Origin of the sequence: Beutenbergia cavernae DSM 12333, from assembly GCF_000023105.1 — a bacterium.
Lineage (GTDB): Bacteria > Actinomycetota > Actinomycetes > Actinomycetales > Beutenbergiaceae > Beutenbergia > Beutenbergia cavernae.
The window spans coordinates 2,384,705-2,404,038 of the sequence record NC_012669.1 but is presented as its reverse complement, the minus strand read 5'-3'; the positions used below and the strand labels follow the sequence as shown (position 1 = coordinate 2,404,038).

Here is a 19,334-nt window from a genome sequence, read left to right as displayed (position 1 = left end):
AGCGACACGGTTCGAAAGGATCGCGCCAGGATCCGAGCGAGCTACTCGCCTCGCGCGAACGTGCGCCGGTACTCGATCGGGGTGGTGCCGAGGATGCGCCGGAAGTGCTGCCGCAGGTTCGCACCCGTGCCGAGGCCGACGTCGTCGGCGATCTGCTCGACGCTTCGCTCCGACAGCTCGAGCAGCTCGCGCGCCACGTCGATGCGCGCCCGCATGACCCACTGCATCGGCGTGTACCCCGTGTCCTCGACGAAGCGACGGGAGAACGTGCGCGGCGACACCCTGGCGTGCCGGGCGAGCGACTCGAGCGTGAGCGGCTCGTCGAGCCGGCGCAACGCCCACTCCCGGGTCGCCGCGAAGCGTTCGCCGAGCGGCTCGGGCACGCTCCGTGGCACGTACTGGGCCTGGCCGCCGCTCCGGTACGGCGCCGCGACCAGACGTCGGGCGGCGTGGTTCGACGCGGCTACCCCGACGTCGCCACGCAGGATGTGCAGGCACAGGTCGATGCCCGACGCCGCGCCGGCTGACGTCAGCACGGAGCCCTCGTCGACGAACAGCACGTTCTCGTCGACCCTGACGCTGGGATGCTTCGCCGCGAGCGCCCGCGTGTAGTGCCAGTGCGTCGTGGCGCGCTTGCCGTCGAGCAGGCCGGTCGCGGCGAGCGCGAACGCCCCCGTGGAGATGGCAGCGAGCCGGGTGCCGCGGCCGTGCGCCTCGACGAGAGCGTCGACGACGGCGGGCGGCGGGTCGTCACGGTCCGGGAACCGGTAGCCCGGGACGAAGACGACGTCGGCCCACCCCAGCGCGTCGAGGCCGTCCGCCACGTGGTAGGACAGCCCGTCGCCGCCCGTGACGAGACCGGGGGCAGCGCCGCACACCCGCACCTCGTACGGCACGCTCGCCCGGGTCGTGAACACCTGCGCGGGGATGCCGACGTCGAGCGGTTTCGCACCTTCGAGCACGAGGACGGCGACACGGTGCAGGCGCGGGGATGGCACGGACGCCACGGTACGCAGGCCGGCCGGCCCGTCGGTTCAGGTCGCGGCCTGGATCGGCTGCGCCCGTGGGTCAGCCGAGCCGCATGCCGATGCTGTGCGGCTCGGTCGGCACGAAGCCCATGCTCCGGTACAGCGGGCGACCGGGTGCGTCCGCCATGAGGGTCACGTAGGGGTTCGCCGGGGCGCGGGTGGCGATCTCGTCGAGCAGCCAGGTCAGGATGCGGCGCCCCAGGCCGCGGCGCTGATGGTCCGGCAGCGTCGCCATGTCCGCGATGTGGAAGTACCAGCCGCCGTCGCCGATGATGCGCCCCATCGCGACAGCGGTGTCGGTCGGCGCGTGCCGGACGTGACAGAACGCCCAGCTGTTCGCCACAGCGCCGGCGGCCTGCTCGGGCGTCCGGGGACTCAGCCCGGAGGTCGAGCGCAGGCGGACGTACTCGGCGATCGACGGCGCCGACTGACGGAAGACGTAGGGATCGTCCTGCATCGGGCGATGATAAGGGTGTCTCCTCCGGGTGGTCCCTGAGGCCGGATCCGCCTGGATGGGGACGACCGGCGGGCGGTGGTCGGGAAGACTGGATCGTGTCCGCGGCACATCCGGCCGCGGAGGACATCCGCGCGAGAGGAACGGCACGATGACCGAGAAGCACGAGGATGGCAAGACCTGGTACGAGGAGTTCACCGTCTCGGGCTCCGAGCTGCTCGAGAAGGTCAAGGGCCTCCTCCACGAGGGCAACGTGCGACGCGTGTTCATCAAGAACAGCGACGGCCGCACCCTGCTGGAGATCCCGCTGACCGCTGGTGTCGCGATCACGGCGATCACCGCCGTCGTCGCGCCGGTGCTCGTGGCGGTCGGCGCGATCGCCGCGCTCCTCACGCAGGTCACGCTCGGGGTCGAGCGCGAGGAGACGCCCGCCCAGCCTGACGCCCAGCCCGACGCCGGCCAGCAGGCGCCGCAGCAGGACGAAGCGGCACCGCCCGCCGCGGAGTGACCTTCCCGCCGTACTCCCGATGACGTAGGCGACTTCCGACGACGGTCGTATGTGCCGGCGCCGTGATCCGGCGAGGCTGTGGGGATGCCACGTCTGAGCTGGGTTGCGGTCGTCGCAACCGCCCTCGTCGCCCTCACCGCTTCGGCCGCGTCCGCCGCTCCGCCGTCGGAGGAGCCGCCCAGACCTGCCGCGCAGGCGGAGCCCGCCGGTGCGCACCGGCCGTTCGCCCGTGTCGACTCCGGCTGGCTTCGCGGTGAGGCTGCCGACGGGGTCGCCCGATTCACGGGCATCCCGTACGCGGCCCCGCCCGTCGGTGAGGCGCGCTGGACGGCGCCCCGCGCCCCGCTCCCGTGGCGCGGCGTCCGGGACGCCACCCAGCCGGGGCCACTGTGTCCCCAGCTCGACTACACCGACTGGGAGAACCCGGTGGCGGTCGGCCAGGAGGACTGCCTCACGCTGGACGTCGTGCGTCCGGTCGGTCCCGGAACGCGGGGGCGGCTGCCCGTGCTGGTGTGGCTGTACGGCGGCAACCTCAGCACCGGGGGAGCGAGCCAGTACGACGGCGCCCGGCTCGCCGCCGGCGGGGACGTCGTCGTCGTCACGCTCAACTACCGCACCGGCGCGCTGGGCTTCCTGTCCTCGCCCGAGCTCGACTCGCCGCGCACGGCGTCCGGGCAGTTCGGACTCCTCGACCAGGCGGAGGCCCTGCGCTGGGTGCAGCGCAACATCGACGCGTTCGGCGGCGACCCGCGGCGCGTGACGCTCGCCGGGCAGTCCGCGGGTGCGCGCTCGGTCTGCGCGCACCTCGCGTCGCCGGGATCACGCGGCCTGTTCGACCGCGCGATCGTGCAGAGCGGCGCCTGCGCCAACCCCGTCATGACGAGGGCCGACGCCGACCGCAACGGCGCGCGGGCGATCGAGCGGATCGGGTGTGCGGACGCGGCCGACGTCGCCGCGTGCCTGCGCGCGACGCCGGTGGCGAGCCTGCTGCGGGACTTCTCCGATGCCCAGCCGACGGTGTTCGGCGAGCGGCGCGACGACCAGTGGGGCCCTGTCGCCGGCACCGACTTCCTCCCGCGACAGCCGATCGAGGCGATCGCCCGTGGCTCCGCGGCCGGCGTGCCGCTGCTCGTCGGCAGCACCCGCGACGAGATGCGCAGCTTCGTCGTGGGCTGGTACGACGCCCTGACGCCGGAGCTGTACGCGGAGGATGTGCGTGAGGCGTTCGGGGCGGACGGGGACGCCATCCTCGCGCGTTACCCGGCAGCTGACCACGCGCACCCTTCTCTGGCGCTCGCCACCGTGCTCACGGACTGGGGGCGCGGGATCGGCGCATGCCCCGTCCTGGAGACCGCGCGCACGGCGAGCCGGCACGCGCCCGTCTACGCGTACGAGCTCCGCGAGGAGGCGCCGGCGTCGTCGCCGGCCGGCGTTCCCTACGGCGCGTACCACGGCTGGGACCTGCCGTTCCTCTGGGACACCTCGATCCCCGGCAGCGTGTACCCGGAGCTGTCGCCGGCTCAGCAGGACCTCGCCGACGAGATGATCGGCTACTGGTCGTCCTTCGCCCACGACGGCGACCCCAACCACCGCGGGGCGCCGCGCTGGCAGCGGCTGCACGGGGGATCGGACGCGGTGCTCGGGCTCTCGGCCGCCGCGATCGCTCCGACGCCGTTCGCGCAGGAGCACCGCTGCGCCTTCTGGGACTCGGTGGGCTGACCTCGCGGGCGGGCTTCAGTCAGCGACTGCGCGGCGCCGCGCCAGGACCACGCCGTCGTCGAGCGTCGCCGGCCGGCCGTCGGGACCGGTCGTGTCGCGGCGGCGCAGCTCGCTGACGACGACGTCCCACGCCTCCGGGTCGAGGTCGAGCGCGGCGACCTCCTCGTCCGGCGACAGGAACCGGTACCCGTGGTGGTCGTGCGCGTCCGACCACGACGGCGCCGCCGCGTGCGTCACGACGAGGAGGCGGCCACCGGGCGCTACGCGCCGCGCCGCTCGCTGCAGGATCGTCGAGCGCGGGATCTCGACGGGGGAGTGGAGGAAGAACGCCGTGACGAGGTCGTAGGTGTCGCCGTCCGACCGGGTCGCGAGATCGGCCGCCTCCCACCGGATCCGGCCCTCCGGGACGCCGGCCCGCCGTGCGGCGTCGGCAGCGCGGGCCAGGGCCGCCGTCGAGACGTCGACGCCCGTGACCTCCCAGCCGCGCAGCGCGAGCCAGATGGCGTCGCCGCCCTCGCCGCAGCCCAGATCGAGCGCCCGGCCGGGTGGGAGGTCGGCAGCGACGGAGACGAGCACGTCGTTCGGCTTCCCCGACCAGACCTGGCCCTCCTCGCCGTAGCGCGACTCCCAGAAGCGCGTCAGCTCGTCGCTGGCGGGGTGGTCTCCGTGCCCGTGTGTCATGCGACGAGCGTGCGGCGTCGGGCGCCGACGGCGCAAGTCGTCTTGCCGGATCAGCAAGTGCGGTCTCGACACGGTCGAGCGCGCCACGCCGCACCAGCCATGGACCGATGGGCGGCGGCACGCTTCGATGGTGTCGTGCACTCGACGCGAGGGAGCTGGGCATGAGCACGCTGATCGAACCGCGGGTCTTCACCGCGCCGGACGAGGACGACCTGAAAGCCGCGTACGACAGGGACGGGTTCGTGATCCTCGCCGACGCGATCGACGCCGACCTCGTCGCCGCGCTCAACGACGACGCGGCGCGCATCTGTCGCGGCGAGCTCGGCGAGGTGGGGGCCGCTCCGCCCGGCGCCGCAGCTGCCGCGAGCACCGACGAGCTGCTCCGCCAGTTCCTGTGCATCCACCAGCCGCACAAGATCTCGGCGGCGGCGCGCACGGCGCTCCACGCACCACGGGTGGTCGACGTCGTGACGACGGTCATCGGCCCGAACGTCAAGGCGATGCAGTCGATGCTCTTCATCAAGTCCGAGGGCAAGCCGGGGCAGCCCTGGCACCAGGACGAGTTCTTCATCCCCACCCGCGACCGCTCGCTCACGGCCGCGTGGATCGCGCTCGACGACGCGACGATCGAGAACGGGTGCCTCTGGGTGCTGCCGAGATCCCACCGGGATGGCGTGCTCTACCCGGACCGCGAGCAGGACGACCCGACGTTCGACTGCTCCATCGAGGCGTACGACTTCCCGTGGACCGACGAGGACGCGGTGCCCGTCCAGATCCCGGCGGGCACCGCCGTCGTCTTCAACGGCTACCTCCTGCACCGGTCGCTGCAGAACTCCGGCCGGCGCGGATATCGCCGGGCGCTCACCAACCACTACATGAGCGCCGAGTCGCTCCTGCCGTGGCAGCAGATGCCCGAAGGGGTGCACATCGGCAAGCACGACTACCGCGACATCGTCATGGTGGCCGGACGCGACCCCTACGCGTACAAGGGGGTGGCCGACATCGCGCGACCGCACTCCCGTCCCGACAAGGACGGCGGGTGCGACCGGTGAGAGCTCACCAGGCGTAGTCCTCCGGCGAGGTCTTGTGGCCAGGGAAGATCTCGTCGAGCTCGGCCAGCACGGCGTCGTCGAGCTTCACGTCGAGCGCCGCGAGAGCCGAGTTCAGCTGCTCCATGGTGCGCGGGCCGATGATGGGTCCGGTGACGCCGGGCCGGTGCAGGAGCCACGCCAGGCCGAGCGACCCGGGCTCGACGCCGAGCCGGCCCGCGAGCGCCTCGTACCGCTCGATCGCCGGCCGGTGCGCGGCGAGCGCCTCGGCGGCCCTCCCCTCGAGCCGGCGCTTCCCGGACGCCTCCTTGCCCAGCACGCCGCCGAGCAGGCCGCCCTGCAGCGGCGACCACGGGATGACGCCGAGCCCGTAGTGCTGCGCGGCGGGGATGACGTCGCGCTCGATGTCCCGCACGATGAGGTTGTAGAGCGACTGCTCGCTCACCAGGCCGAGGAAGTGGCGCGACCGGGCCGCCTCCTGAGCCTGCGCGATGTGCCAGCCGGCGAAGTTGCTGCTCCCGGCGTAGAGCACCTTCCCCTGGGCGACGGCGACCTCGAGCGCCTGCCAGATCTCGTCCCACGGCGTGTCCCGGTCGATGTGGTGGAACTGGTACAGGTCCACGTGGTCCGTCTGGAGCCGGGTCAGGCTGGCGTCGAGTGCCCGGCGGATGTTCAGCGCCGAGAGCTTGCCCTCGTTCGGCCAGTCACCCATGGCGCCGTAGACCTTGGTCGCCAGGACGGTCCGCTCCCGGCGGCCGCCACCCTGGGCGAACCAGCGCCCGAGGATGTCCTCGGTGGCCCCCGGGTAGATCGGGCGGCCGTACCCGTTGGCGGTGTCGAAGAAGTTGATGCCCTGCTCGTGCGCGGCGTCCATGATCGCGTGCGCGTCGGCCTCCGGCGTCTGCGGGCCGAAGTTCATGGTGCCGAGCACGAGGCGGGAGACGGACAGGCCGGTGCGGCCGAGGTGGGTGTAGTCCATGCCGTCATCCTGGGCCGCATGCCCGACGGCGTCACGCGGTTTCGCGCTCAGCGAGACTCCGGCGTGGCGTGCGGCGTCGCCGTCGTCGGCTCCGCCATGATCCGCTGGATCCCGACGACGACGGCCGCCTCGTCGCGTTCGCCGGTGTCCAGCGCGCGGTGGATCGTCAGACCCTCGACGAGAGCGTCCAGAAGTCGCGCCGTGGTCGGGTCGACGTGCTGCTCGAGCGCCCGACGGCTGCGCGCCATCCAGGCGGCGGTGATCGCGCGGAACTCCGGCTCCCGGGCGGCGAGGGTGTACAGCTCGTGGGTGAGGACGAGGTCGCGGCGGGTGGCGAACGTGTCCTGCGTGATGAGCGCGACGACGGCGGTCGCGACCTCCGCCGTCGTCGTCGCCGGGGCGAGCCGGCGCTCGAAGCGCTCTGCGACGTCGTCGGCGAACCGCGTGAACGCCGCGTGGAGCAGCTCCGTCATGCCGGCGAAGTGGTAGGTCATCGAGCCGAGCGGCACGTCCGCGGCCGCGGCGACCTTCCGGTGGGACGTGCCCGCGACGCCGTCGGCCGCGACGACGTCGAGGCATGCGTCGACGATCCGGTCCCTCCGTCGCGGGTCGTGCCGTCGCGGGCGCGGGCGCGGGCGCCCGGCGGGGTGCGGGTCCGGCACCGTTCAGCCGATCTCGCGGACCACGCGCGCGGGGTTGCCGACGGCGACGACGCCGGCCGGGATGTCCCGCGTGACGACGGAGCCCGCGCCGATCACCGAGTCGCTCCCGATCGTCACGCCCGGGCACACGATCACTCCGCCGCCGAGCCACACGTTGTCGCCGATCGTGATGGGCAGAGCCGCCTCGAGCTTGTCGCGTCGCGGCCCCGGCTCCACCGGGTGCGTCGGGGTCAGGAGCTGCACGTTCGGGCCGATCTGGCAGTCCTCGCCGAGCGTGATCCGCGCGACGTCCAGCGCGGTGAGATTGACGTTGGCGAACGTACGCGCGCCGATGTGGAGGTTCTCGCCGTAGTCGACGAACAGCGGGGCCTTGACGAACGCGCCCTCGCCCAGGCTGCCCAGCAGCTCCTCGAGAAGCGGTCGGGCGGCACCCTCGTCCTCGACGGCGGCCCGGTGGTAGGCGTCGGCGAGCCGCATCGCGCGCTGCGCCAGCCGGGCGTTCTCGGGGTCGTCGGCGATGTACAGGTCGCCGGCGAGCATGCGCTCGCGGTTGGTGCGGGAGTCTCCGGCGAAGTGGTCGATGCGCATGTGTACGAGCGTACACATGCGCCCGGGGGGTGCACCCGTCCTCACGTCACCGTCCCCCGGCGTTCGAGCGGAACGTGAGGGAAGATCGAGGCATGCGGGACGACGAGGTCGAGCTCGACATCGAGCTCGACCCTGACGGCCGCGCTCCCGTCCAGGACGATGCCGCGGGGGAGCGCGGAGATCGTCCGCGGTGGCAGCCCGTGCTGCCGTGGGTGGCGGTCGCGCTCGGGATCGGCGCCGTGGGTGTGGTCCTCGCGGGTCGCATCCCCCCGCCGCTCGGGGACGTGCCGGGCGTGGTCGCCGATCAGTCCGTCGCACCGGAGCAGGCGTGGATGGCCGAGGTGTGCGCCCCCGACGCCGAGATCGTCCTCACCGACGACACGGTCCTCGTCGTCGCGCGGACCTGCGTGCAGGCCGTCGACCCGGACACGGGCGAGGAGCGCTGGCGCCTCGAGGTCCCCGGCCTGGTCTGCCATCCCGCGCGCGCCGACGTCCTGGCCTGCCTGGAGGGCGAGGGCAAGGAGCAGCGGCTCGTGACGGTGGACATCGCCTCGGGGCGGGTCTCCGAGCGCGACGTCCGGGGTCTCGTCGACGCGCTCGCCGCCGGCGACGACGTGATCGAGTCCACGCTCGCCGGCGACGGGATCTCGCTGCGCCGTGTGGCGCCGGACGGATCCGAGGTCTGGGCAGCGACGCTCCCCGCGGACGCCGAGATCCGGGAGTCCGATGCGGCACGCGTGTACGGGTTCGGACCGATCGTGGGCGTCTGGGGTTCGTCGGAGACCCTCGGCATGGCCGACGGCGCACGCTTGCCGGAGATCTCGGCCGCCGACCTCTCCGCGCGGTACGTCGCGCTCGGGCCGGCGGACGCGGAACGCCCCGTCTACCGGGTCGACGGGCTCCTCATCGGCACGCTCGCGCCCGGGCAGATGCTGCCGGGGGTCTCGGACGACCTCGACCCGGACGTCGTGCTGATCGCCGACCCGTCGAACCCCATGTACGGGACGGACCTGAACGTCGTCGCCCGCGACCGGACCGGCCACGACCTGTGGGAGGCGCCGAGGGGGATGTGGCCCCTCGCGGTCGTCGACGGCGTGGTCGTCTTCGTCCCGTTCTCCTACGAGAACGTCGCGGAGATCGTCGCGTACGACCTGATGTCCGGGGTGGAGCTCTGGCGCGCGGACTCGAACCTCGGGTTCAGCAGGCTGTGGACGGACGGCACCCGGATCCTGGTGACCCAGTTCGCGCAGGACGGCGCCTGGCTCGCGGCACTGAACGTGCGCACCGGGGTCGAGGAGTGGCGCGTGGACGTCCATGGCCCGGACGGTGGCGGGATCCTGGACGTGCTGCCGGACGGGACGGCGATCGTGCTGACTCCGGAGGGTCTGGCCGGGTGGCGGGCTCCATGAGACCGCGCTGACGGCCGGCGCGGATCGGGCCACATGAAGCCGGGACTGGGGCAGGATCGCCCTATGGCGCGGGACGAGATCGAGCTCGACATCTCGCCCGTCACGGACGCAGCGCGTGACGAGCCCGCCGGAGGAGACCCGGACGGGCCCGTTCACGTCGAGCGGCGCCCCTGGCACACCGCGCTGCCCTGGGTCGCCGTTGCGACGGCGCTCGGTGCCGTGGGCATGGTCCTCGCGGCCAACGTGCCGCCACCGGCGAGCGACACGCCGGGAGTCGTGCCCGACATGTCCGCGCCGCCGAGCCTCCGGTGGGAGGCCGACCTCTGCGAACCGGACGCGCAGCTCAACCTCGCCGGAGACCTCCTCCTCGTGCTCGGGCAGAGCTGCGTGCAGGCGCTCGACCTGGAGACAGGGGATGAGCTGTGGAGGGTCCCGGACCTGACGCTCGCGCGGTGCGACTACGCGTCCGGCCCGTTCGTCGCGTGCCTCACGGCAGACGGCGACGCCTCGTCGATCCTCTCGATCGAGCTCTCCACCGGGCTCGTGACGGAGGAGCGGGCCGAGGGCGTCGGCGCGGTGACCGCGTTCGGCCACGGTCGCATCGAGTCAGTGGTCGACGACGACGAGCTGGTGATCCGGCGCCTCGCCGCGGACGGCACGCAGGTGTGGTCGCGAGCGTTCGAGAGCGCCGCCCCGGAGCTCGAGGTGAGGGAGGCGGGAGGGTTCGCGGTCGTGGGGTCGGTCGTGGTGCTCTGGAGCGTGCCGGACGGGCCGACCCTCGACGTCGAGGACGGGTCCGACGTCGAGCTCTCGTGGACCGGCGCGGTGGGCGACCTGGTCGCCGTCGGCCCGCTCGACTCCGAGCGCACGTTGCGCGACGTCGACGGCCGGACGGTCGCGACGCTGCTCCCGGGTCAGATCCTCCCGACCGTCACGGACGACCTCGAGCCCGACGTCGTCCTCACGACCGACCAGACGGACGCGGAGATGGAGAGGTCGCTTCGCCTCGTGGCACGAGACCGCGCCGGGACGGCGCTCTGGGAGCCGCCCGAGGAGACGTACCCGCTGGCGGCTACGGACGACGTCGTCGTGCTTCTCCCGATGATGTCGTCCGATCAGACGCCCATGGTGGCGCACGACCTTCGGACCGGGACCGAGCTCTGGAGCGCGCCAGCCGCCGAGGTCGGGACGTGGTTCGTGGGCACGGACGGCACGCGCCTCCTGGCGGGTATCTCCGACGAGGACGGGCAGTGGCTGACGGCCCTCGACGTCACCTCCGGGGAGGAGGCCTGGCGCGTCCAGGTCGGGGACACGACCTTCTACGGCGTCCACACCATCGCCTCGGACGGATCGGTGGTCGTCGAGTCCGCGCGCTCCGTCGCCGTGTGGCGCTGACTCGCACCGCACGCGTGAGGGTCACACCTGCACGATGCCGGGCACGCCGTCGTACGCCTCGAAGCTCGCGCCCGTGAAGACGGGATCCTCGTGGGAGGAGACCTTGTCCACGACGCGGACGTCGGCGCGCAGCACGTCGGACCGGATGTCGCACAGCACGTAACCGCAGTGCAGGTCGGCCCACTTGAGCGAGGGGTTCACGCGCCGGCGGACCTGGCGGCGTTCGTTCGCCTCGGGGTCGAAGTCCTGGGCGGACGTGACGGACGTCGACGTGATCTCGGCGCCGATGACCGGAGACGTCGGATCGAGCGTGTCGACGCCGATGTCGGAGACGTACGAGCAGTGCACGTCGCCCGAGAGCACGAAGAAGTTGCGCGACGTGCCGCGCGACTGCGAGGCGGCGACGACGTCGAACATGCGCTGCTGCCCCGCCTGGTAGCCGTCCCACGTGCCCGCCGAGAAGACGACCGGCGCTTCGGGATCGCTCGCCGTGTTCAGCCGGGCCATGAGGATCTGCTGCGCGACGATGTTCCAGCGCACCTGCTCGGCCCCGAAACCCTCGGCGAACCACGCCTCCTGCTCGGCACCCAGGATCTGGCGTGCCGGGTCGCGCCGCGGCCCGTCGTCGACGACGGTCCCGCGCACCTGGGGGTCCCGGTACTCACGCGTGTCGAGCATGTCGATCTGCGCGAGCTGTCCGAACTGGAACCGCCGGAACAGCCGGGCGTCCGCCCCCTGCGGGATCCGGGGCCAGCGGATCGGCGTGAACTCCCAGTACGCGCGGTACGCGGCGGCGCGACGGTCGAGGTCCGGCGTCGGCCACGACTCGTAGTCGTTGGCCACCTCGTGGTCGTCCCACGACATGACCCACGGCATGACCCGGTGCGCGGCCTGCAGGTCGGGATCGGTCTTGTAGAGGGAGTACCGCAGCCGGTACTGGTCGAGGGTCACAGTGGTGGGAATGACCTCCGACGGGAGCGTCGGATCGATGGCGCGCCCGATCGGCAGTTGCTGCACCGGGTACTCGTAGAGGTAGTCCCCGACGAACACCATGAGCTCCGCGCCCTGCGCGATCGCGTCCGACATCACCTGGAAGTACCCGGCGCGCCAGTTCTGGCAGGACGCGGCGGCCAGCTTGAGCGGCTGCATCGACCGCGGGCTCGGCGCCGTCGTCGTGCGACCGACCTCGCTGATGTGGCCGCCGGCGCGGAAGCGGTACCAGTAGGGCCGGCCCGGCCGCAGACCGCGGACGTCGACGTGCACCGTGTGCGAGGTGTCCTCGCTCGTCACCACGCTGCCCTGGCGCACGACCCGGCGGAAACGCTCGTCCTCGGCGACCTGCCACCCGACCTCGACGCGCGCCCCCGGATCGAGTCCGCCCGCCGGTGCCAGCGGGTCGGGCGCGATGCGCGTCCAGAGGACGACGGCGTCCGTCAGGGGATCACCGGAGGCGACGCCCTGCGTGAACGGGAAGGGGAGGTTCCCGCCGCGCGTCGTCGCGCCGGCGGCGGTGGGGAGGGCGAGGCTGAAGGCCAGCCCCGCCGCGGAACCGCCGGCGAGTCCCAGGAAGCTGCGGCGGTCGGTCTCGGGCAACGCTGCGAACGAGGTCCGTGGCATGTCCCGTGACGTTAGAGGAGTCGCGCGCCCGCGACGATGGCGCCGCGCCGAACACTCGCCGAACACCTGCCGCCCGGATCGCCGTCGCCGGAGGACCTTCCTAGACTTGCCCCACCGGCGGACGGCCGCCGGCGTCGTCGGCCCCGGAGGTGGGCGATGGTCCGGATCGCGTCGTTCAACGTCGAGAACCTGTTCGCGCGCCCGAAGGCGTTCGACACCCGCGACTGGGCCGCCGGCGAGCCCGTGCTCGCCGCCTACAGCGAGCTCAACGCGCTCATCGCGCAGGACGCGTACACCGAGCAGGACCGGGAGCGGATGCGCGAGCTCCTCGTGGTCCTCGGCATCTACTACGTGAACTCGCACGGGGCGGTGCGACGCCGGCAGAGCGCGGATCCGCCCTGGGCGTGGCTGCGCAAGAACCGCGGGACGTTCGACACCGAGCCGCGGGACACGACGCGCGACATCGAGATCATCGCCACCGGCCGCGGGATGTGGATCGGGTGGGTGGAGCTCGCCGTCGAGGCCACGGACGAGACCGGGATACGGATGACGGCGCGCGTCGTGCACGACGTGGACGCCGACGTCCTCGCGGTCATCGAGGCGGAGGACCGCCCGGCCCTGCTCCGGTTCGACGCGGAGCTGCTCGGCGACCACTACCGGCACCTCATGCTCGTCGACGGCAACGACGAGCGCGGCATCGACGTCGGCCTGCTCACCAAGCCCGGGTTCCCGATCGGGGCGATCCACTCGCACGTCGACACGGAGGACGCGGTCGGCCTGGTGTTCAGCCGTGACTGCGCGCAGTACGAGGTCACCACGCCGTCCGGCACGGTGATCCAGGTGCTCGTCAACCACTTCAAGTCGCAGTCCGGTGGCGGCGGCGAGCGACGTCGACGTCAGGCGGAGGCGGTCCGGGCGATCGTCGACGAGCTCGTCGCGGTGGGGGAGCACGTCGTCGTGCTGGGGGACCTCAACGAGGGCTCACCGGCCGTGGGACAGGTGCCGGTCAGCCTCGCCGCCCTGTTCGAGAGCGACGGGCCGCTGGTCTCGTGCTTCGACCTCGACGGCTTCGACGTCGGACCCCGGCCCGGGACGTTCGACTCGTGCGGGATCCGCAACCGGCTCGACTACATCCTGCTGTCCCGCGGTCTGGCCGCGAGGTTCACGTCGGGGCGCGTGTTCCGCACCGGCCTGTGGGGTACCCGCGTGACCCGCCCGACGGCGTGGGAGACGTACCCGGAGATGCTCACCGGCACGCACCAGGCGTCGGACCACGCGGCGCTCGTCGTCGAGCTCGACATCTAGCCCGGCTCCCAGTCCGTCACGCGGGAGTCATCGCCGGAGAGTATGAGACAGCGCCGACGTGGTCCGGCAGGATCAGGCCGTGATCTCGGAGCGGAGTCGCACCGGCGGCGCCCGCGCCGTCGCCGTGGTGCTGGCCGTCATGCTCGGACGGTTCGCGCTCATCGTGGTCGGGATCGAGGTCCTGCCGCTCCTCGGCCTCCGGGGGTGGGACGTCGGCCTCGTCGTCAACGGCCTGTGCGTCGTCTACGCCGTCGTGGTCGTCTCCGCCGCCCGGATGTGGTCCGAGATCGGCCTCACCCTCTGGCGGTCGTGGCCGGCGCTGCTGTGGCTCGTGCCGTTCGCCCTCGAGGCGGCCTCGTGGACCTGGCCGCAGGGTCCACGCGACGCTGAGCCCGGCGCGGGGTGGTGGGCTCTGACGTTCGTGCTCGTGGCCGTCAACGAGGAGCTGCTCAGTCGCGGGTTCACGCTCGCCCGGCTGAGCCGCAGCTTCTCGACGGCGATCGCCGTCGTCAGCACGGGCGTGCTGTTCGGGCTGCAGCACCTCTCGGCGCTCGCCACGTCCGACGCCGACGTCGGCACCGTCCTGACGAACGTCGACCTCACCGCCGCGTTCGGGTTCGCGTTCGCCGCCTACCAGGCACGGTTCCGGTGGCTGACGCCGCTCATCGTGCTGCACGCGCTCTCCGACCTCGCCGGCGAGCTGACGCCGGGAAGCCCGGGCGACGTCGTCGTGCTCGCCACCACGCTCCTCATGGTCGCGACGGGGGTGGTGCTGCTGCGGCACGCCTCCCGCGGTGGGCCGGGCGGGGCCGCATCCGCCCGAACCGCTCCCACGCGAAGCGCTGCACCAGAAGGGTGACCGTCCCGGCGACCAGGAGTCCCAGCAGGTTGATCCCGAGCTGGATCAGCGAGGACCATGCCTCACCCCACTCGCCGACGGCGAGCGTCAGCGCGATCGTGCCGACCGCGGGCACCGTGGTGACCGAGATGAAGACCCCGACCAGCGCCGACGACTTCGCCGTCGTCAGCGAGAGCACCCCGGCGCACCCCGCGAGCAGTGCGATGAGGAACGACCAGATGTCGGGGCTCACGATGAACTCCGTGAGGGGACCCGTCGTGGCGCGCTCACGGTCGATCGCCCCGAACGCGTACGCGATCGCCCACACCGCCCACGAGAAGACGGTGGCGATCGCGAACCCGCCGATCAGCGTGAGGGCGGCCTCGGGGACGAGGCGGAGACGACGTCGGGCGAGCGCGATGCAGATCGCGGCGACCGGAGCGAACTCCGGCCCCACGACCATGGCGGCGATGATGAGGATCGGCTGGTCGAGGTAGCGGCCGATCCCGGCGATCAGCGTCGCGAGGACGAGGAACACCATGAACGACCACGAGGGTCGCGCGTCGTTGCGCGCCTGGTCCTCGATCTGGTCCCACACCACGCCGTCGGCGGGATGGCCCGGTGCCTCCTCCTCGGCGCGATCGGCCGCGAGGGAGATCACCGCGAGCGGTTCGGTGAGCGTGATCGAGCCCGAGGACTCGATGCCGAGGCCTCGCAGCGCGCCGATCACCTCGTTCGCGTTCTCCCGGGCGACGTCGAACAGCACGAGGTCACCGCCGCCGTCGAGCGTCGCCCCGCGCACCACGGCGAGGTTGGCCACGGTCGGGTCGGCCTTCACGATCTCCGTGACCGCCCGGCACGTCTCGCGGGGGGCGATCACCCGCACGCTGAGCACGGGGTCAGACCAGGCTGCGCGGCAGCTTGTTCTCGACGTCGACGCCGCCCATCACCGAGGTGATGTGGATCCGCAGCTCCGGTGCGTGCGGATCGACGGGCGGGGTCGTCTTGTCGTCCCACCCGCCGAGCAGGGGGAGCCCCGAGAGGCGCACCCGCCACGTCGGCGGCACGGTGATGTCGACACCGCCCCACATGACGAACACGGAGATCTCGGCGTCGCTGACGATGGCGGCGTCGCGCAGGTCGACATCGATGCCGCCCATGATCGCCGTCAGGCTGCCACCCCGGAACGTCTGCGACCGCGTCCGGCGCTGCGACCCCCACCACATGACCGTGGAGTTGACCGTGTCCGCGTGGTCCTCCTGCGTGCCGAGCCGCGTGAGGAGCGCCACTCCGACCAGGATGATCGCCACCGGCCAGGCGAGCTGCCAGAAGTCGACGTCGACGACGTCGGTCGTCATGAGCAGCAGGAACGCGCCGACCGCGATGATGATCGTCGGGCCCACCCAGGCCCGCGGAACGGTCACCAGCGCGACGAGCCCGATGCCGACGATCACCAGCGGCCACCAGGTCGAGATCAGGTCGCCGAGGTCGATCGTGACGACGTCGAGCTGGCTCAGCAGCGCCAGCACGCCGATCAGGACGATGACGACGCCGAGGAACGCCTGCGCGGCAGGCCTGCGGTTCATGGGCACACGCTAGTGGGCGGGCCGTCGGCCCGTCCCGCCGTCGCGTCGTGAGCGGCTGGATCGAGGACTACGATGCTCCGGATCGCCAACTGCGGTGCGTATGGTCGACGGCGATGCGGCGCACCCTCCTCGACCAGGAGCACACCATGAGCACGCCACCCGGCCCGGACGGCCCCACCGGAGCCCCCGTCGCCCTCGCCGACATCGACGCCGTCCTCTTCGACCTCGACGGTGTGATCACCCCGACGGCCGAGGTCCACATGCGTGCCTGGGCGCGCCTGTTCGAGCCGTACCTCGCCGCCCACGGCGCGGCGCCCTACACGGAGGCCGACTACTTCGCGTCGATCGACGGCCGACCCCGCTACGACGGCGTGCGCACGCTCCTCGCGTCCCGCGGCATCGAGCTCCCCGACGGCGAGCCGACCGACCCGCCGGGCGCCGACACGGTGTGCGGCCTCGGGAACCGGAAGAACCAGGTGTTCCGCGAGGTGCTCGAGGACGAGGGGGTCACCGCGTACCCGGGGTCGGTGCGGCTGCTGGACGCACTGGCCGAGGCCGGGCTCGGCGTCGCCGTCGTCTCCAGCTCGAAGAACGCGCCGGCCGTGCTGGACGCGGCAGGTCTCGCCGACCGGTTCGCCGTCGTCGTCGACGGCGCGGTCGCCGTCGCGCGGGGCCTGCCCGGCAAGCCGGCACCCGACACGTTCCTGTTCGCCGCGCAGCAGCTCGGCGTCGATCCGGCCAGGGCCGCCGTCGTCGAGGACGCCATCTCCGGCGTCGAGGCGGGCCGCGCCGGCGGGTTCGGGTGCGTCGTCGGGGTGGACCGGGGCGCCGGGCCGGACGCGCTGCGCGACGCCGGTGCCGACGTCGTGGTGACCGATCTCGGTGAGCTCGTGGGCGAGGGCGCTCCACGCCGCGCCGCGCGGAGCGCCCGGTGAGGCGCGACGCGTACGGCATGCCCGACCACCTCGACCGGGACCGCTTCCCGGTCGACGAGTGGCGGCTGCGCGAGGTGCGCTTCTCCGCCGGCGACCAAGGCACCACGGAGACGCTGTTCTCGGTCGGCAACGGCTACCTCGGCATGCGCGGCAACGTCGAGGAGGGCCGCGACAGCTTCAGCCACGGCACGTTCATCAACGGGTTCCACGAGACGTGGCCCATCCGGCACGCGGAGGAGGCGTTCGGCTTCGCCCGGGTGGGGCAGACCATCGTCAACGTCCCGGACACGAAGATCCTGCGCCTGTACGTGGACGACGAGCCGTTGCTGCTCACCGTGGCCGACCTGCCCTCCTACGAGCGCACGCTCGACTTCGCGGACGGCACCCTGACGCGCGACATCCTGTGGCGCACGCCCGCCGGCAAGCACGTCCGCGTGCGGTCACGGCGCATGGTGTCGTTCGCGCAGCGGCACCTCGCGGTCATGACGTACGAGGTCACGCTGCTCGACGCCGACGCCCCGGTCGCGATCTCGAGCCAGATCCTCAACCGCCAGGACGGCAGCGACGAGTACGCCGTGCGCGCCGCGGCGCTCGGCTCCGGGTTCGACCCGCGGCAGGCGGGCCGGCTCGCGGAACGCGTCCTGCAGCCCGAGCTGCAGTGGGAGGGCGAGGGCCGCTACGTCCTCGGCTACCGGTGCACGAACTCCGGGATGACGCTGGCCGTCGCCGCCGACCACACCATCGAGACGGCGAACGAGGTCGAGGAGCTCAGCCAGATCGAGCCCGACCTCGCCAAGCACGTGTACCGCATCCGGGCCCGGCGCGGGGAGCCGATCCTGGTGACGAAGGTGGTCAGCTACCACACGTCGCGGGGCATCCCGGCGCGGGAGCTCGTCGACCGGTGCCGGCGCACGCTGGACCGCGTCCGCGAGAACGGCACCCAGGAGACGTTCGCCGAGCAGCGGTCCTGGCTCGACGACTTCTGGGCGCGCAGCGACGTCGTCCTCCACGGCCAGCCCGCCGCCCAGCAGGCGATCCGGTGGAACCTGCTGCAGATCGCGCAGGCGTCCGCGCGTGCCGAGGGCAGCGGGATCGCGGCGAAGGGCGTCTCCGGCTCCGGGTACGGCGGGCACTACTTCTGGGACGGCGAGATCTACGTCCTGCCGTTCCTCACGTACACGATGCCGCGGGCCGCGCGGAACGCGCTGCGCTTCCGGTACACGATGCTCGACGCCGCCCGCCGTCGCGCGTCCGAGCTCAACCAGGACGGGGCGCTGTTCCCGTGGCGGACGATCAACGGTGAGGAGGCGTCCGCCTACTACGCGGCGGGGACGGCGCAGTACCACATCGACGCCGACATCTCGTTCGCGCTGTGCCAGTACCTGACGGCGAGCGGGGACGACGACTTCCTCGCCCGGGAGGCGATCGACGTCCTCGTCGAGACCGCTCGGATGTGGGCCGACCTGGGGTTCTGGCGCGGGAACGGCGCGTGGGCGTTCCACATCCACGGCGTCACGGGCCCCGACGAGTACACGACGGTCGTCAACGACAACCTCTACACGAACGTCATGGCCAGGTTCAATCTGCGTGCTGCTGCGACGGCCGTCGAACGGCTCGCCGCAGCGGACCCCGAGGCCTACCGGCACATGGTGACGCGGCTGCAGCTCGCCGACTCGGAGGTCGCGGAGTGGGGCCGCGCCGCCGATCACATGCACATCCCGTTCGACGCCCGGCTCGGCATCCACCCGCAGGACGCGCAGTTCCTCGAGAAGGAGCTGTGGGACCTGTCGAACACGCCGGCCGACAAGCGGCCGCTGCTGCTGCACTACCACCCCCTGGTGATCTACCGGTTCCAGGTGCTCAAGCAGGCCGACGTCGTCCTGGCGCTCTTCCTCCAGGGTGACGGGTTCACGGCCGAGGAGAAGCTCGCCGACTTCGACTACTACGACCCGCTGACCACCGGGGACTCCACGCTCTCTGCGGTGGTCCAGTCGATCGTCGCGGCAGAGGTCGGCTACCAGGAGCTCGCGCTGGAGTACTTCGGCGATGCCCTGTACGTCGACCTCGCCGACCTGCACGCGAACACCGCCGACGGCGTGCACGTCGCGTCCGCCGGGGGGATCTGGAGCGCGCTCGTGGCCGGGTTCGGCGGCATGCGCGACGGCGGCGGCCAGGTCACGCTCGACCCGCGCCTCCCCGAGCTGTGGGAAGGGCTGACGTTCCGGCTCACCCTGCAGGGCACGCGGGTCCGCGTGGACCTGCGGCAGGAGGACCTCACGCTGACGGTCGAGCGGGGCACGGAGGCGACGCTGCTGGTCCGGGGCGAGCGCGTGACGGTGAGCGCCGAGGAACCGGTGCTCGTCCCGCTCGAGGACCAGGGGCCGCGGCTCATCGGCGCACCCACCACGCGCGACATCGAGGGCACGCGGCGTGCGGACGGGACGGTCATCGTCGCCACCGTCCCGGACACGCACGAGGACGACGAGCACCTGTTCGGCTGACGGTCCGGCCAGACCGGGCGACCGACCGCCGCCGGGCCGCGGGCACGGGTCGGCATCGACCGGCGGCGGCGCCGTCGGGC

Annotated in this window: 18 protein-coding genes; 9 read left to right on the top strand and 9 right to left on the bottom strand. The window is 72.6% G+C overall.

Going from position 1 to position 19,334, the window contains the following annotated elements; translation table 11 throughout:
* Positions 1-41: 41 nt before the first annotated feature.
* Both BCAV_RS10745 and BCAV_RS10740 read right to left on the bottom strand, forming a co-directional pair.
* Positions 42-1,007 (bottom strand): GlxA family transcriptional regulator, encoded by a 966-nt coding sequence (locus BCAV_RS10745; RefSeq protein WP_015882625.1) that lies wholly within the window; start codon positions 1,005-1,007, stop codon positions 42-44.
* Between the two features lie 61 nt (positions 1,008-1,068).
* Complete coding sequence (locus BCAV_RS10740; RefSeq protein ID WP_015882624.1) at positions 1,069-1,485, bottom strand: GNAT family N-acetyltransferase; 417 nt, start codon at positions 1,483-1,485, stop codon at positions 1,069-1,071.
* A gap of 148 nt (positions 1,486-1,633) precedes the next feature.
* Between BCAV_RS10740 and BCAV_RS10735 the strand changes: the two genes are divergently transcribed.
* Together BCAV_RS10735 and BCAV_RS10730 are read left to right on the top strand one after the other, a co-directional pair.
* Positions 1,634-1,990 carry a DUF4342 domain-containing protein gene (locus BCAV_RS10735; protein WP_015882623.1) on the top strand — a complete coding sequence of 119 codons (357 nt, stop codon included), beginning with the start codon at positions 1,634-1,636 and terminating at the stop codon, positions 1,988-1,990.
* Positions 1,991-2,074: 84 nt separating this feature from the next.
* Positions 2,075-3,709: a carboxylesterase/lipase family protein gene (locus BCAV_RS10730; RefSeq protein ID WP_015882622.1), complete on the top strand. Its 1,635-nt coding sequence runs from the start codon at positions 2,075-2,077 to the stop codon at positions 3,707-3,709.
* 15 nt (positions 3,710-3,724) lie between these two features.
* On the opposite strand, the gene BCAV_RS10725 is transcribed toward BCAV_RS10730, so the two are convergent.
* Positions 3,725-4,390, bottom strand: a complete 666-nt coding sequence (locus BCAV_RS10725; protein WP_015882621.1) for a class I SAM-dependent methyltransferase — start codon at positions 4,388-4,390, stop codon at positions 3,725-3,727.
* A 161-nt stretch (positions 4,391-4,551) separates the two neighbouring features.
* Here BCAV_RS10725 and BCAV_RS10720 point away from each other — a divergent pair, with 161 nt between their 5' ends.
* The gene (locus BCAV_RS10720) at positions 4,552-5,442 is read left to right on the top strand and encodes a phytanoyl-CoA dioxygenase family protein (RefSeq protein WP_015882620.1); all 891 of its coding nucleotides are present in this window, start codon (positions 4,552-4,554) and stop codon (positions 5,440-5,442) included.
* Between the two features lie 4 nt (positions 5,443-5,446).
* On the opposite strand, the gene BCAV_RS10715 is transcribed toward BCAV_RS10720, so the two are convergent.
* From BCAV_RS10715 to BCAV_RS10705, 3 genes are read right to left on the bottom strand one after another with little or no spacing between them, the layout of a single operon-like run.
* A complete protein-coding gene (locus BCAV_RS10715; RefSeq protein ID WP_015882619.1) occupies positions 5,447-6,418 on the bottom strand; it encodes an aldo/keto reductase in 972 nt (323 codons plus the stop codon).
* A 47-nt stretch (positions 6,419-6,465) separates the two neighbouring features.
* Positions 6,466-7,080 (bottom strand): TetR/AcrR family transcriptional regulator, encoded by a 615-nt coding sequence (locus BCAV_RS10710; protein ID WP_015882618.1) that lies wholly within the window; start codon positions 7,078-7,080, stop codon positions 6,466-6,468.
* Positions 7,081-7,083: 3 nt separating this feature from the next.
* On the bottom strand, positions 7,084-7,668 hold the full coding sequence (locus BCAV_RS10705; RefSeq protein WP_015882617.1) for a sugar O-acetyltransferase: 585 nt from the start codon (positions 7,666-7,668) through the stop codon (positions 7,084-7,086).
* A gap of 92 nt (positions 7,669-7,760) precedes the next feature.
* On the opposite strand from BCAV_RS10705, the gene BCAV_RS10700 reads away from it, so the two are divergent.
* Positions 7,761-9,077 carry an outer membrane protein assembly factor BamB family protein gene (locus BCAV_RS10700; RefSeq protein WP_015882616.1) on the top strand — a complete coding sequence of 439 codons (1,317 nt, stop codon included), beginning with the start codon at positions 7,761-7,763 and terminating at the stop codon, positions 9,075-9,077.
* A gap of 63 nt (positions 9,078-9,140) precedes the next feature.
* Positions 9,141-10,472 carry an outer membrane protein assembly factor BamB family protein gene (locus BCAV_RS10695; RefSeq protein WP_015882615.1) on the top strand — a complete coding sequence of 444 codons (1,332 nt, stop codon included), beginning with the start codon at positions 9,141-9,143 and terminating at the stop codon, positions 10,470-10,472.
* A 21-nt stretch (positions 10,473-10,493) separates the two neighbouring features.
* Here the strand turns inward: BCAV_RS10695 and BCAV_RS10690 are convergent, their stop codons facing one another.
* Positions 10,494-12,089, bottom strand: a complete 1,596-nt coding sequence (locus BCAV_RS10690) for an alkaline phosphatase D family protein (protein WP_015882614.1) — start codon at positions 12,087-12,089, stop codon at positions 10,494-10,496.
* A gap of 156 nt (positions 12,090-12,245) precedes the next feature.
* On the opposite strand from BCAV_RS10690, the gene BCAV_RS10685 reads away from it, so the two are divergent.
* Both BCAV_RS10685 and BCAV_RS22130 read left to right on the top strand, forming a co-directional pair.
* Complete coding sequence (locus BCAV_RS10685) at positions 12,246-13,394, top strand: endonuclease/exonuclease/phosphatase family protein (RefSeq protein WP_015882613.1); 1,149 nt, start codon at positions 12,246-12,248, stop codon at positions 13,392-13,394.
* A 79-nt stretch (positions 13,395-13,473) separates the two neighbouring features.
* On the top strand, positions 13,474-14,253 hold the full coding sequence (locus BCAV_RS22130) for a CPBP family intramembrane glutamic endopeptidase (protein WP_015882612.1): 780 nt from the start codon (positions 13,474-13,476) through the stop codon (positions 14,251-14,253).
* Here the strand turns inward: BCAV_RS22130 and BCAV_RS10675 are convergent.
* Positions 14,144-15,127 (bottom strand): DUF389 domain-containing protein, encoded by a 984-nt coding sequence (locus tag BCAV_RS10675; RefSeq protein WP_050761720.1) that lies wholly within the window; start codon positions 15,125-15,127, stop codon positions 14,144-14,146. The genes BCAV_RS22130 and BCAV_RS10675 overlap by 110 nt on opposite strands.
* 4 nt (positions 15,128-15,131) lie before the next feature.
* The gene (locus BCAV_RS10670; RefSeq protein ID WP_015882611.1) at positions 15,132-15,818 is read right to left on the bottom strand and encodes a LiaF transmembrane domain-containing protein; all 687 of its coding nucleotides are present in this window, start codon (positions 15,816-15,818) and stop codon (positions 15,132-15,134) included.
* A gap of 146 nt (positions 15,819-15,964) precedes the next feature.
* Between BCAV_RS10670 and BCAV_RS10665 the strand changes: the two genes are divergently transcribed.
* Both BCAV_RS10665 and BCAV_RS10660 read left to right on the top strand, forming a co-directional pair.
* Positions 15,965-16,753 carry an HAD family hydrolase gene (locus tag BCAV_RS10665; RefSeq protein ID WP_015882610.1) on the top strand — a complete coding sequence of 263 codons (789 nt, stop codon included), beginning with the start codon at positions 15,965-15,967 and terminating at the stop codon, positions 16,751-16,753.
* Between the two features lie 17 nt (positions 16,754-16,770).
* Complete coding sequence (locus tag BCAV_RS10660) at positions 16,771-19,254, top strand: glycoside hydrolase family 65 protein (RefSeq protein WP_043349448.1); 2,484 nt, start codon at positions 16,771-16,773, stop codon at positions 19,252-19,254.
* Positions 19,255-19,334 lie beyond the last annotated feature (80 nt).